Here is a 12,999-nt window from a genome sequence, read left to right as displayed (position 1 = left end):
AGTATCATGAAGGTGATCATTGGATCAAAAAATCCGGCCAAGGTCTCGGCCGTTCAACAGGCGTTTGCAAATTTTCAGGCAAAAGTCATTAGCACAGATGTGCCTTCCGGGGTGAGGGAACAGCCTTTCAGTGATGATGAAACGATTGAGGGGGTTGTTAACAGAGCAATTCTTGCACTCGAAACAGGCGAATGTGATATTGGAATCGGGCTCGAAGGAGGCGTGCAAGAATCAAGCAGCGGCTTGTTATTATGCAATTGGGGAGCATTTGTCCAGCAAGAAAAGCCGCCAATCATCGCGGGAGGGGCAAGATTCGTGCTTCCGGAGGAAATTTCGCAAAGGCTGCGGGCCGGGGAAGAGTTGGGTCCGGTGATGGATGATTATGCAAAAAAGACAAATGTCCGTAAAAATGCAGGTGCGGTAGGCATTTTCACATCCGGTTTGGTCGACAGAGCCGCGATGTTCTCACACATCATGCATCTGTTAATCGGGCAGTACATATACAGGCAAAACGATGAATAACGACAGGACAGTGCCAGCTTCCTTAGGAGGCTGGCACTGAAAATTTATTTGGCATTTCACCGAGAATTTCCTCGCCGATCAAATCGGAGCGGCTATGATCCTCCATTGGTCCTACAAATTTAACAGGGAGCTGCAGCCTTTCAGCGCCTTCCTTTAAGTCTTTTCTCCAGCTGCTGTGAATCTCACCGGCCAAGTATACAATTAACTCCATCCTGCTAACCTCCTTTAGTGATCTTCCTTCAGTTTACCATTTTAACCAAAATGTAACCAAGCTGGTTATGAAAATTACAAAGATGTCTTGTCAGCCTATTAAAAAGAACGGTATGATAGGAAAGGAGAATTTGTGACTATTGCAGGGAGGAAAATAGTATGAGAAAGCACTATAAAGCAGCCTTGCTTTTAGTGATTGCTGTTTTTTTACTCGGAGCATGTTCCGCATCTGTAAAGGAAGAGCAAAAAGCTGCAGAAGCTGCTGTTGAAAAAGCTTTACGCAGCGATGCAAAAAAAACAAATAAAAAAAATGAAGATATCCAATACCATTTGCCGTTTGGTATGGAAATAGAAGATGCAGCAGCAAATAATATCGTTTTAAAAAATGGGGCAAAAAAGTATCTCCTCTTCTATAACCAGCATGAAGGCAGTGATAGTCAAGTAGTTTACGAGGCAACTGCCAGGCAGCAGAAGTATGATGTCAAGAAAACTTTTGCTGACGATGATCGCTTTGGGTTTTTACTGATTAAAAACCTTGAAAAGAACAAGAATGAAGTGACGATTGGAAATGGCGGGATCAAAATCACTTCTGAAGTGAAAACAAGAAACCTGAAATCAGAAGCTGAAATCATGGCACAAATCATCCGCTCAGTGCAATTTAACGAAAAGGAAGGGAGCAAATAGCCCTTCCTTTTTACATTCCGTCAATTAAGAGGACGCGATTTATAAATTGTCCAAAAGTCAATATGTGTTATAAATCCGAATAGTTTTGCTGATACTAGCCATGCTATGAATGCAAAATCATATTAAGGAGTGAGCACAATGAGAAAAGGATGGATCCTGTTCGTGTCAGCGCTATTTCTCTTCGGTTTGACAGGCTGCGGCATCGGTGATAATGCTGGTGATAACGCAAATAATGACGCCGAGCCGATCAGAGTCGGGAACAATAATGACAACAACGGCAACAATAATAACAACGATAATAACGAAAGGGTGCGAGTGTCAGACCGCGCCTCCCGGAATATTGAACGCATGAAAGAAGTAGATCAGGCACAGGTATTTCTTGTGAATAATAATGCGTATGTCGCTGTACGGCTTGCTGATGATGCTAATAATGGTGGTGGTGCCGGCGGTAACAATGGTGAAGCTGGCAATAACAATGGTGGTGAAAACGGAAATAACGCTGCAAATGGCACTGAGGATGGCGTTATTCAGGACACAAGAGGCGGAACTGCTAATAATTTAGCAGAAAACGGTGCAATTGATGGCAATGGTGATGCCGGCAATAATGGGAATGACCAAGGCAACAACCAAGGAATTGGCCAAGGCGATGGCCAGGGTACCGGCAATGAAGCCAGCAATAATGTGAATATTCAGCAGGACAACTATGGTCCGGTGGATTCACCATTAGATCAAAAAATAGCCGATCAGGTACGGGCAGCCGACAGGAATGTTCACCGAGTGTATCTCTCAACGAATCCCGATTTTTATGACACATTGACAGGCTATGCGGATGATATTGAGGGTGGCGGGAATGATGCAGGCCTTTTTGAAGATTTTAATAATACAGTGCGCGGACTTTTTGACGACTAATCACTCTGAAAACTGCTGACGAAAGATGATCCCTCCTGTGTCGCGATATCTGCTGACGCTGGGGGGCTTCATTGATTTTTTTCACTTTTTTGCTAACTGCTGTGTCCTTTTGATTGAATGTTAAGCCAAAGGTGAAGCCGTCAATCGTCGAATATGCTTTGTAACTATGTTTTCCTCATGCGCCTAATAGTCAGAATAGTTAAATTAATATCTTTGCTGAAAAATATGTTTCCTTTTCCTGCATCCAAGCCTTAGAATAAAAAGCGACAGGTGTCTTTACATATGTAAAATTGTGTTTGGGGGGATCAAGATGAAAGATTTTCTAAAGAGAAAGGGAGTAAGTCTTTCACCAAAGGTATATTTTATTGACGCATTGAGCAGCATGACTTTAGGTCTATTTGCATCTTTAATTATTGGACTTATTATTAAAACGATTGGTGAACAAGCCGGGATCGCTTATCTCGTCCAAATAGGAACAACTGCAATGGAACTGATGGGACCGGCAATCGGGGCAGCAGTTGCTTATGGTCTCAAGGCGCCGCCGCTTGTTTTGTTTTCCGCAATAGTTAGCGGAGCAGCGGGAGCAGCATTGGGCGGGCCTGCAGGCAGTATCATCGCTGCGATCATCTCTACAGAAATTGGCAAACTTGTTAGTAAGGAAACAAAAATCGATATTATCGTTACCCCTTTTGTAACTGTTTTTACAGGTTATTCTGTCGCAGCTTTCATTGGGCCAGGAATTGCCTTTATCATGATCCGACTTGGCGATTTAATTATGTGGGGGACAGAACAGAAGCCGATTGTGATGGGAATTGTTGTCGCTGTACTGGTCGGATTGGCATTATCCGGTCCGATTTCAAGCGCAGCGCTCGCTTTAATGCTTGATCTTCATGGGATTGCCGCCGGGGCAGCCACGATTGGCTGTGCTGCACAGATGATCGGTTTTGCCGTCAGCGGCTTCCGGGAAAATAAAATTGGCGGGTTGTTGGCGATTGGAATCGGAACCTCAAAGCTGCAAATTCCGAATATAGTCAGGAACCCATTAATTTTAATCCCGCCGACGATTGCAGGCGCCCTGCTTGCTCCGCTTGGAACGACCGTTTTTTTGATGGAAAACAACGCAGCTGGTGCCGGAATGGGTACGAGTGGCCTCGTTGGCCAAATCATGACGTTCACGACAATGGGATTCAGCGGTGAAGTTTGGCTCAAGGTTGCCTTGTTGCATATCATTGGACCTGCATTGGTCAGCTTGGTATTATCTGAATATATGAGGAAAAAAAACTGGATCAAACCAGGTGATATGCTAATCCAAATTGGAGGAGAAAGAAAATGAAAAAACTAGAATCAATTGAGCAATTCCAGGCGCTTCGCGATAGCGGAAAGCATATTTTTATGTTTTCAGCTGATTGGTGCCCGGATTGCCGTGTTATTGAGCCGATCTTGCCGGAGGTCGAGGCAAAATTCAGCGATTTCACATTTGTTCATGTGGATCGGGATGAATTCATAGATCTTTGCGGGGAACTAGAAATATTTGGGATACCAAGTTTCGTCGCATTTGACAATGGGCGCGAGATGGGCCGCTTCGTCAGCAAGGACAGAAAAACACAGGAAGAAATTGAAACATTCATTGCCGGTTTATCATAATCAAATGCACGGCCCCTCCGTCTTCAAGCAGGCGGAGGGGTTTTCCTAATCGGTTGGAACAAGTAAAAGAAATTATTAATAATCATGGCTCCTTAGAGGAGGATACAAATTGGATAGCAATAAATTGAGAAAAGAACTTGAAAAGAGGCTAGGCGATCCGGGTCGTTCATTTACTTTTGATAGCGAAAAAGATACGCTGCGGATTGAGAACAAAAGCACCGGGAAAGGAATTACCATTTCATTGCCGGGTATTATCGCTAAATGGCAGATTGAAAAGGATAAAGCGATTGATGAGGTCGTCTATTATGTCGAAGAAGGGCTTCAGGCAATGGTAGAATCTGTTCAGCTATCCGGGAAAGAAAAGAACATATATCCGGTTATCCGCTCTGCCTCCTTCCCGACAGAGGCAGAGGAAGGGATTCCGCTTGTGTACGATGAACATACTGCCGAAACAAGAGTTTATTATGCTTTTGATATGGGCAATACGTACAGGCTAATTGACGAACAGCTGCTAAAAAAGGAACACTGGGATGCGAACCGGGTCAGGGAGATTGCTTTGTTCAATGCGAGGGCACTGCCGATCAAGATGAAAACCGATACTGTGGCAGGCAACACCTTCTATTTTTTGAATTCCAATGATGGATATGACGCGTCAAGAATTTTGAACGAATCGTTTTTAAAAGAAATGGAGGGCAAAGTCACCGGAACGATGACGGTTGCTGTTCCGCATCAGGATGTGTTAATTATCGGAGATATTCAGAATAACACAGGCTACGATGTGCTCGCGCAAATGACGATGAGCTTCTTTGCAAGCGGTCGGGTGCCGGTTACGGCCCTGTCTTTTTTATACGAGGACGGCGAGCTTGAGCCGATTTTTATTTTGGGAAAAAACCGGAAACGGGAGTAAGTAATATACACATCAAAAAAGCGTGGCACGATGCCATGCTTTTTTAATGCAATGAGCACTTTCGCTAAATTCGAAAAATCGAATCTATCTACTTATTTTACAATCCGTTGTCCTGCGAGGGGGATATCCTACAAAAGTCATAACAATCTAGTATTATTCTCCAAAAGCTCAATTAATCAGCTCATTCCTTCATTTTATGTCGATATTTTAGGAATTACTGATAAAATAGATATGATATATGAGAAAGAAGAAAGAGTGATAGATTTTGAGTTGGATTAAAAAGTTGCTTCACATGTTTAAAGACGAAGAGAGCGAATATCTTTCAAATAGAGATGAATTTGCCGGGATGCCTAATCCGGAAATAAAAAAAAGACGCGGCAAAGATATCGAGACGAGGGTTGCGTATCATTATCCTAAAGGGCAGTTTCGGTTTCCCGTTATTCCGGATGAAAAGGAGTCACAGCCGCCGAGTCAGAGTAGAACTGAACGCATGCATAAAAAAAATCGTCCCGTCACCATTCAGCAAAAAAGGGAACAACAGTCAACTTTACATAAAAACCGAATGCCAACCGTGTCAAGTCAAGCAAGCCAGCCTTTTAGACCGGTTGAAATTCCACCCGTATTTGGCTTTGGCAAACAAAGTAAGGATGAAGCCATCATCCACGAAATAAGCAGCTTTGAGCCGAACAACAGCCAATTAACTGAAATCAAATACCGAGAGAATATCAAAGCAGATTCTGATGTTGCTGCTCGTGAAACGCCTAACAGCGGGTCGGCAATTCTTCAAGGGAAAATCGAGACTGATCGTAATCCTATTTTTGAAAGTGAATCTTTAACGATTCAGGACGGATCCAGGACTCAGCGCGATGCATTTTTCGAACAGGCAGCAGCTCCATCCCGAATTTTTCAAGTAGAAAGCGAACCTGTTTCCGAAAGCGAAACGTTAATCTCTGAGGGAGATAGCGAGTCTCGCAGCAATTCAATTTTCGAAAATGAGGTTCCTGATATTCAAAGATTCGAAGCTGCTCCGGTAGCGGACAAAACCGTCGATGACCTGAGCCTGAAAGATGGGGAGCAACAATCCGAACCACAGGCTCCACAATCACAGAAAGAAAGGCCGCATTTGCCGTTTAACGTCCTTATGCTGAAGCAGGATAAGCAGAAGCTGGAGGAAAACCAATTTCCTTTAGCCAATAAGCGGTCCGGCAGCGAGACAGGTCGAAGTGCGGCTTCTTATGACAAGTCCGCCACCGAAATGAACCGATATCCCGCGGCTAAAGAAGCTGAACCAGAACCGGAAACCGCTCAAGGCTACACGCATCCGGATTTTGATTTACTTGAGCCGCCTGTTGTTTATGAAGCGAATGATGAATGGCTGTACGCGCAGGAACAGCTGTTGAACGAAACGCTGGAGAATTTTAATGTCGGTGCAAGGGTGGTCAATGTTGTGCAAGGGCCGTCCGTAACCCGCTTTGAGGTCCAGCCTGATCCCGGAGTAAAAGTAAATAAAATTACCAATCTTTCTGATGATATTAAATTAAGCCTCGCTGCCAAAGATATCCGGATTGAAGCACCGATTCCGGGCAAGCATACGATCGGAATTGAAGTGCCAAACGAGAAGAGCCGTCCGGTCTTGATTAGTGAAATCATCAAAAGCCGTGAGTTCACAGAGAGCGTTTCGCCGCTGACGGCTGTTCTCGGTCTTGATATATCCGGGTTACCGATTATCACCGACTTGAAGAAAATGCCGCATGGCCTGATTGCCGGTGCGACCGGTTCCGGAAAAAGTGTCTGCATCAATACGATTCTTGTCAGCTTGCTGTACAAAGCAGATCCTGACCAGGTAAAATTACTGCTTATTGATCCGAAAATGGTCGAGCTTGCGCCATATAATCATATTCCTCACCTCGTTTGTCCAGTTATTACAGATGTAAAAGCAGCTACTGCTGCCCTGAAATGGGCAGTGGAGGAAATGGAACGGCGCTATGAGCTGTTTGCCCATACAGGTGTCCGTGATATTAACCGTTTTAATGAAATGGCAGACCAGCACAAGCGTTATTCCGATAAGCTGCCGTTCATCGTGATTATTATCGATGAGCTCGCCGATTTGATGATGATGTCGCCGGCAGATGTCGAGGAGGCAATTTGCAGGATTGCCCAAAAAGCGCGGGCGTGCGGAATTCATTTGATCATTGCGACACAAAGACCGTCAGTGGATGTCATTACCGGTTTGATTAAAGCGAATGTGCCAACAAGGATTGCTTTTTCTGTGTCTTCGCAAATCGATTCAAGAACGATTATTGATATAAGCGGCGCTGAAAAGCTGCTTGGCCGTGGTGATATGCTGTTTCTTGAAAATGGCTCATCCAAGCCTGTCCGTTTGCAGGGAACCTATGTCTCCGATCTTGAAATTGACGATGTTGTTTCCCATGTGCGCGCCCAGCGGGAGCCTGTTTATTTGTTTGAACAGGGAGAACTGCTGAAAAAAGCCGAGGCGAGCGAAGAGGAAGATGAACTCTTTTATGAAGCTTGCGAATTTGTTGTCAGCCATGGGGCTGCTTCGACTTCAAGCCTGCAGCGCCGTTTCAAAATCGGCTATAATCGCGCCGCCAGGTTAATTGATATGATGGAACAGCATGGTTACATATCTGAAACGCGAGGCAGCAAACCGCGCGATGTCCTGATTACGGAAACAGAGCTTGCGGCATTGCAAGACACTAGTCCAATCGATTAATTAATGTTATTCTGTATTAGCATGTATCGAAGAATAGGGTTATCTTTATTTTACTTAACGGGTTGCCCGCAATATTGACTTGTTTAGAGGAGCTTTGAAATGAAAGAAATAGAATTGAAGTTAAAAGGTGAAATCCAGCGCTTAACGAATCGCACCTTTAAATTCGACGAACGAGTGAAGGATGGGTGGTTTTCTGCCGTTTATTTTCTAAAAACGCGGGAAATTGTCCAAAAGTATCTAAAAGATAACATCGTCACTATGCAATTCTTCCAGAAAGAACATGCGGTGCTGTGCGGAACAGATGAAGTGATTGCGCTCGTTAAAACATTTGCGGACCGTCCGGAGGAGCTTGAAATCTATTCGTTAAAGGATGGAGACAAGATCAGTCCATTCGAGACCGTTTTAACAATTACAGGCTTATACCAGAATTTCGGATACCTGGAAGGACTCATTGATGGGATATTGGCGCGCCGGACGTCGGTAGCGACGAATGTTTATAATGTTGTCAAGGCGGCAGGCATCTCCGGTAAACAGAAACCGGTCATTTTTATGGGAGACCGAGATGACCATTTTACAACCCAGGCTGGCGACGGGTATGCTGCCTATATCGGTGGTGCCACGGCCCAGGCGACCCATGCCATGAATGAATGGTGGGGAAAACAAGGGATGGGTACGATGCCGCATGCGCTGATCCAGCTATTTAACGGGGATATTGTAGCAGCGACAAAGGCTTATCAGGAAACATTCCCCGATGATGATTTAATTGCTCTTGTTGATTATAATAATGATGCGGTTACCGATTCATTAAAGGTTGCCCGCGCTTTTGGCGACGATTTGAAGGGGGTAAGGGTGGATACTTCGAGAACCCTTATCGACCAATACTTTTTGCGTAACCAGCACCTTTTAGGAACTTTTGATCCGCGCGGCGTTAACGCCGAGCTGATTTTTGGTTTGCGGAAGGCTCTGGATGATGAAGGCTATCATCATGTCAAAATTGTTGTCAGCGGCGGTTTTAATGAAACAAGAATTGTTGAATTTGAAAAAAATGGAGTTCCTGTCGATTTATACGGCGTGGGTGGCAGCCTTTTGAAGATTAACATTGGCTTTACAGGTGATAATGTGACGTTAAATGGGGAGCACCAGGCAAAGGCAGGCCGGAAATTGCGGCCGAATTCGCGTCTTGAAAAAGTAGAGTAACAATCAGAAATTCGATCTGGAAATCATCAATGTTCCGGATTCAATTTCGAGCAGGACCATCTTTAAATTTTATTAATGAAACTATAGAAGACCGGCACGCTTATCTGCCGGGAAAAGGCAGGGAGCATCCTTATGACTATGGACCGCTCAACTTTAAATTTAGATAACTATCGAAGCCAAAAGCAAGCACAAGCAGAGAAAAGCGTTCAGCATCTGCTCCGGCTTGCCGCAGATTATACCGAAAGAAACACGAATATCCGGGAAAAAGTTCGTGCTAAGCATATTTTCCGCAAGAAGCTCGGCCTTCGAAATGGGCACATATTGACTGCCGTTGAAGAAGAGTTGTTTGAGCAGTGGTTTCTATTTGATTACCAGACAATTCAAGGCTTTACGATGCTGAGCCTGTTTTTGAAAAATCAGGCTGCAAATTTAACAGAACCTGAGATGATCCAGGGGGCGTTAATTTTAAGCTCAATGCTGGAGCCGTTTACTGTTATATCGGTTGACGAAGGGAATGAGGAGATTACAGTACAAGGCTTTGCGTCAGAGGTGGAATTCCCTGTATTTTCCAAACTTCCTCTTTTGCAATCTCAAAATTTGCAATACGTATTTTTGAGGAAAATACCGGCGCTGAAACGAGATATCGCGATCAGTCCTTTATTTGCAGTGAGTGGGCCTGAGGTTTTTAACAAATTGGAAAACAGTTTTATCGATCAAAAACGCGAGGATGAATCTCTTTCGTGGAGAACATATTTAAAAAATCATGCGATACTTTTTCTTTACGAAGGCTTACGGAAACAGATTTATAGAAAAGAGTTTTAGATCTGGATTTCACCAGATATAAGAAAGATGTTATAATGTTTAGCATGCAGCTCAGACTAATGGATGAAATGAGCAAATTAATATAAATGTCATATACTGTTTTACAGATAGACGTTGGTTGGAGGTTCTTTACATGACCATTTACCACTTTGTAGGTATAAAGGGGTCCGGAATGAGTGCGCTCGCACAAATTCTTCATGATATGAATTATCATGTGCAAGGCTCCGATGTCGATAAGCACTTTTTTACTCAACAAGCGCTTGAGCAATCTGGAATAAAGATCCTTCCCTTTCAAAAGGAGAATATACAGCCCGGAATGACGATTATTGCCGGTAATGCTTTTCCTGATACTCATGAAGAGATCGTGGAGGCAATGAGACTCGGGCTTCCTATCGTCAGATATCATCGTTTTTTAGGTGATTTTATGGAAAACTTCACCAGTGTGGCCGTAACAGGTGCGCACGGAAAAACTTCGACAACCGGGCTGCTTGCTCATGTTATGAGTGGTGCAAAGCCGACCTCCTTCTTAATTGGAGACGGTACTGGAAAAGGAGACCGGGATGCTGAGTATTTTGCTTTTGAAGCGTGCGAATACAGAAGGCATTTTTTATCCTATTTTCCTGATTATGCGATCATGACGAATATAGATTTTGATCACCCTGATTATTTTGCCCATATAGACGATGTCTTTTCTGCATTCCAGGAGATGTCATGGCAAGTAAAGAAGGGTATATTTGCATGCGGTGATGATGAACAGCTGCAAAAAATCCAGGCAAAGGTGCCTGTCGTATTTTATGGATTCGGCGAAGAAAATGACTTCCAGGCAAGGAATGTGGTTAAGTCGACTGAGGGAACGACCTTTGATGTTTTCGTCCGGAATACGTATTATGAGACGTTTGAAATCCCTACTTATGGTAACCATAATGTTTTAAACTCCTTGGCGGTGATTGCTCTTTGCCATTATGAAGCGATTGACACAGAAGTTATCGCCCGGCAGCTTTCAACGTTTGGCGGTGTTAAAAGAAGATTTTCAGAAAAGGTAATTGGTTCGCAAGTTGTCATCGATGATTACGCGCATCATCCAACCGAAATCAAAGCCACGATCGAAGCAGCCAGGCAGAAGTACCCTGATCGCGATATCATTGCAGTCTTCCAGCCGCATACTTTTACGAGAACGCAAACCTTTTTAAATGAATTTGCCGAAAGCTTGAATAAAGCTGATAAAGTATATTTATGTGAAATTTTCGGATCTGCCCGTGAAAATCACGGTAAACTTTCAATCGAAGATTTGCAGGCGAAAATAGCGCATTCAGAGATTATCAAAGAGGAAGAAACAGGCTCCTTGAGAAAACACGAAAATAGTGTGATTATTTTCATGGGTGCCGGCGATATTCAAAAGTTCCAGTCAGCTTATGAAAAGCAGCTGCAATTGTAAAAAGTCGAAAACCACCTTCACAAGGTGGTTTTTTTGATTAGATTACTTTAATTGGTATAAAATATGGGGGTTGATGCATATCTTTGGCTGCTTGCCAAGGAGTCAAGGATGGTTCACGTTCCTATTAGATAAACTCAGCTGCGAAAAATTCGCCTAAAGGAGAATTGAAAAAATGATATCTTTTTAAAATGAGGAGAAGTATGATACCGTTAAAGTAAGATACTTATTTAGTAAAACGGTGGTTTAGGCTGGACCGCCCTGGGTAAAAAATAGAGTAACGATTATGGAGGTGGAATGTATGGAGATTATTTTATATTTAAGCGTAGCTGTGATCGCCATAGCTTTCTTTGTGTTAGTTCTGTATTTAACAAAAACGTTGAAATCAGTGCAAACAACCCTTGACAGTGTTTCAAAAACATTGACAGGATTAGAGCAGCAGTTGGATGGAGTTACGAGAGAGACTACTGTGCTTCTGCATAAAACCAACGCTCTCGCTTCAGATATTCAGCAAAAGTCCGAAAGCTTAAATACTGTCGTGGACGCAGTGAAGAATGTAGGCTATTCAGTTCAGAAGTTTAACACATCTATTCAAAATATCACTTCATCTGTTGACCATCAGCTTGATCAGCATAAGGATAAGATTTCACAGGTTGTCCAATGGAGCAATGTGTTCCTGGAATTAAAAGACAAGTGGGCAGCCAGAAAAAAAGAAAATCAACTTGAAAATCGGCCGCCTGTTGTAAGAACAGAGCGGGAGCGGGCAAGATATTAAAGGTGAGGAGGAATTGAGCATGGTGAAGGAACGTAGTCAATTTGAAGGTTTTAACGAAAACAATAGTGGGACCTCGAGGGATTTTGTTTTGGGTGCGATTATTGGCGGGGTTGTCGGAGCAGCAACAGCGCTCTTACTGGCTCCGAACTCAGGCAGGGAGCTTCGCAGCGACTTAAAGGAACAAGCAGGCATGCTAAAAGAAAAAACAAATGAATATCGCGAAGCGGCGATGACGAAGGGCAGTGATCTGGCTGCGCAAGCAAAAGAAAAGACCGGTCAGCTTCGTGAAACTGCCATGACTAAAGGCGGGGAAGTGGTGTCTATTGCGAAACAAAAAACGAGTTCAGTCGCCCAGCAATCGACAGACCTTCTTAACAAGGTGAGAAGCAGCAAAAATTCTTCCGAAAGCGGATCCCAAGTCGGGGATGGCACCGGGGTTAACACGCCAGATGAATATATTTCCAGTGAATCAGCCATTGACGTACTAAGCGAGACTGAGAACAAAGGTTCTATCCAAACCGGCAACCCCGAAGCAAAGCTTGAGGAAACAAAAAAGGCTTTTGATGAAACAGAGAAAAAATTAAATCAAAAACATTAAGTTTGTTTTGGAGACGGTGAAGTGGTAAGATAACTTCACCGTTATTTATTGGCTGCTTATGTGCTAAAGTGGCACGGGCTCCAAGTTTTTCAGGAGGGATTATTTTGAATAAAATCAACACAGTGGAGCAATTTGACGACGCAGTTAACAATGGAGCATTCTTAATATTAAAGCACAGTACTACCTGCCCGATTAGCCAGGCGGCCTATGAAGAATTTGAAAAATTCACAGAGGACCATCCAGAGGTTAACAGCTATTATTTAACTGTCCAGGATGCCCGCCCACTTTCCAACCATATTGCGGAAAAGTATGATCTCAAGCATGAGTCTCCGCAGGCGCTCCTATTCACGAATTCGGGTGTCGCCTGGCATGCCTCACACTGGAAAATTACTTATGAGACGTTGGCGAATGTGCTAGCTGAAAACAAATAAATTATCGACAAAACCACCTTTCTTGAATTGCAAGGTGGTTTTGTTTTGATAAAAGTACTGCATAAAGTTGTAACAACCGATTGATGAGAGGAACCCTTCGGATTTACGAGCGCTTATCGAAATTTACGAGCGGC

13 protein-coding genes and 1 pseudogene are annotated in these 12,999 nt (G+C 43.6%); 13 read left to right on the top strand and 1 reads right to left on the bottom strand.

Features of this window, described 5'->3' with window-relative positions:
- Positions 1 to 6 precede the first annotated feature (6 nt).
- Positions 7 to 522 (top strand): DUF84 family protein, encoded by a 516-nt coding sequence (locus CU635_RS19275; RefSeq protein WP_101579005.1) that lies wholly within the window; start codon positions 7 to 9, stop codon positions 520 to 522.
- A gap of 46 nt (positions 523 to 568) precedes the next feature.
- On the opposite strand, the pseudogene CU635_RS19270 reads toward CU635_RS19275, so the two are convergent.
- Positions 569 to 733: pseudogene (locus CU635_RS19270) on the bottom strand (YtoQ family protein); the annotation flags it as partial.
- A 158-nt stretch (positions 734 to 891) separates the two neighbouring features.
- Between CU635_RS19270 and CU635_RS19265 the strand changes: the two are divergent.
- From CU635_RS19265 to ytxJ, 12 genes are all read left to right on the top strand, one after another.
- Entirely contained in the window at positions 892 to 1,416 is a 525-nt protein-coding gene (locus CU635_RS19265) for a hypothetical protein (RefSeq protein ID WP_101579003.1), read from the top strand.
- Positions 1,417 to 1,554: 138 nt separating this feature from the next.
- Positions 1,555 to 2,325, top strand: coding sequence for a YhcN/YlaJ family sporulation lipoprotein (locus tag CU635_RS19260; protein ID WP_101579002.1), 771 nt, complete (start codon positions 1,555 to 1,557; stop codon positions 2,323 to 2,325).
- Positions 2,326 to 2,635: 310 nt separating this feature from the next.
- Positions 2,636 to 3,658, top strand: coding sequence for a PTS sugar transporter subunit IIC (locus CU635_RS19255; protein ID WP_101579001.1), 1,023 nt, complete (start codon positions 2,636 to 2,638; stop codon positions 3,656 to 3,658).
- Complete coding sequence (locus tag CU635_RS19250; RefSeq protein WP_101579000.1) at positions 3,655 to 3,969, top strand: thioredoxin family protein; 315 nt, start codon at positions 3,655 to 3,657, stop codon at positions 3,967 to 3,969. Before CU635_RS19255 ends, CU635_RS19250 begins: the two co-directional genes overlap by 4 nt.
- A 109-nt stretch (positions 3,970 to 4,078) precedes the next feature.
- Positions 4,079 to 4,876: a DUF1444 domain-containing protein gene (locus tag CU635_RS19245; protein ID WP_101578999.1), complete on the top strand. Its 798-nt coding sequence runs from the start codon at positions 4,079 to 4,081 to the stop codon at positions 4,874 to 4,876.
- Between the two features lie 265 nt (positions 4,877 to 5,141).
- Positions 5,142 to 7,610, top strand: coding sequence for a DNA translocase FtsK (locus tag CU635_RS19235; protein WP_245917535.1), 2,469 nt, complete (start codon positions 5,142 to 5,144; stop codon positions 7,608 to 7,610).
- Between the two features lie 99 nt (positions 7,611 to 7,709).
- Positions 7,710 to 8,807: a nicotinate phosphoribosyltransferase gene (locus CU635_RS19230; protein ID WP_101578997.1), complete on the top strand. Its 1,098-nt coding sequence runs from the start codon at positions 7,710 to 7,712 to the stop codon at positions 8,805 to 8,807.
- A 132-nt stretch (positions 8,808 to 8,939) separates the two neighbouring features.
- Positions 8,940 to 9,629, top strand: a complete 690-nt coding sequence (locus tag CU635_RS19225; protein WP_101578996.1) for a hypothetical protein — start codon at positions 8,940 to 8,942, stop codon at positions 9,627 to 9,629.
- Positions 9,630 to 9,762: 133 nt separating this feature from the next.
- Positions 9,763 to 11,064, top strand: a complete 1,302-nt coding sequence (gene murC / locus CU635_RS19220; RefSeq protein ID WP_101578995.1) for a UDP-N-acetylmuramate--L-alanine ligase — start codon at positions 9,763 to 9,765, stop codon at positions 11,062 to 11,064.
- A 298-nt stretch (positions 11,065 to 11,362) separates the two neighbouring features.
- Complete coding sequence (locus tag CU635_RS19215; RefSeq protein WP_101578994.1) at positions 11,363 to 11,836, top strand: DUF948 domain-containing protein; 474 nt, start codon at positions 11,363 to 11,365, stop codon at positions 11,834 to 11,836.
- A gap of 19 nt (positions 11,837 to 11,855) precedes the next feature.
- Complete coding sequence (locus CU635_RS19210) at positions 11,856 to 12,434, top strand: YtxH domain-containing protein (protein ID WP_101578993.1); 579 nt, start codon at positions 11,856 to 11,858, stop codon at positions 12,432 to 12,434.
- 104 nt (positions 12,435 to 12,538) lie between these two features.
- Positions 12,539 to 12,865, top strand: a complete 327-nt coding sequence (gene ytxJ, locus CU635_RS19205; RefSeq protein ID WP_101578992.1) for a bacillithiol system redox-active protein YtxJ — start codon at positions 12,539 to 12,541, stop codon at positions 12,863 to 12,865.
- Positions 12,866 to 12,999: the final 134 nt, after the last annotated feature.

Origin of the sequence: Bacillus canaveralius, assembly GCF_002860125.1 — a bacterium.
In the GTDB taxonomy this organism is placed as follows: Bacteria; Bacillota; Bacilli; order Bacillales; family Cytobacillaceae; genus Bacillus_BJ; species Bacillus_BJ canaveralius.
Note: the sequence above shows the minus strand (reverse complement) of the source record. Positions and strands in the feature narration are given on the sequence as shown.

Coding starts and splice junctions, on each gene's coding strand:
- CU635_RS19275 (WP_101579005.1), top strand. CDS start 7: ATGAAGGTGATCATTGGATCAAAAAATCCGGCCAAGGTCTCGGCCGTT.
- CU635_RS19265 (WP_101579003.1), top strand. CDS start 892: ATGAGAAAGCACTATAAAGCAGCCTTGCTTTTAGTGATTGCTGTTTTT.
- CU635_RS19260 (WP_101579002.1), top strand. CDS start 1,555: ATGAGAAAAGGATGGATCCTGTTCGTGTCAGCGCTATTTCTCTTCGGT.
- CU635_RS19255 (WP_101579001.1), top strand. CDS start 2,636: ATGAAAGATTTTCTAAAGAGAAAGGGAGTAAGTCTTTCACCAAAGGTA.
- CU635_RS19250 (WP_101579000.1), top strand. CDS start 3,655: ATGAAAAAACTAGAATCAATTGAGCAATTCCAGGCGCTTCGCGATAGC.
- CU635_RS19230 (WP_101578997.1), top strand. CDS start 7,710: ATGAAAGAAATAGAATTGAAGTTAAAAGGTGAAATCCAGCGCTTAACG.
- CU635_RS19225 (WP_101578996.1), top strand. CDS start 8,940: ATGACTATGGACCGCTCAACTTTAAATTTAGATAACTATCGAAGCCAA.
- murC (WP_101578995.1), top strand. CDS start 9,763: ATGACCATTTACCACTTTGTAGGTATAAAGGGGTCCGGAATGAGTGCG.
- CU635_RS19215 (WP_101578994.1), top strand. CDS start 11,363: ATGGAGATTATTTTATATTTAAGCGTAGCTGTGATCGCCATAGCTTTC.
- CU635_RS19210 (WP_101578993.1), top strand. CDS start 11,856: ATGGTGAAGGAACGTAGTCAATTTGAAGGTTTTAACGAAAACAATAGT.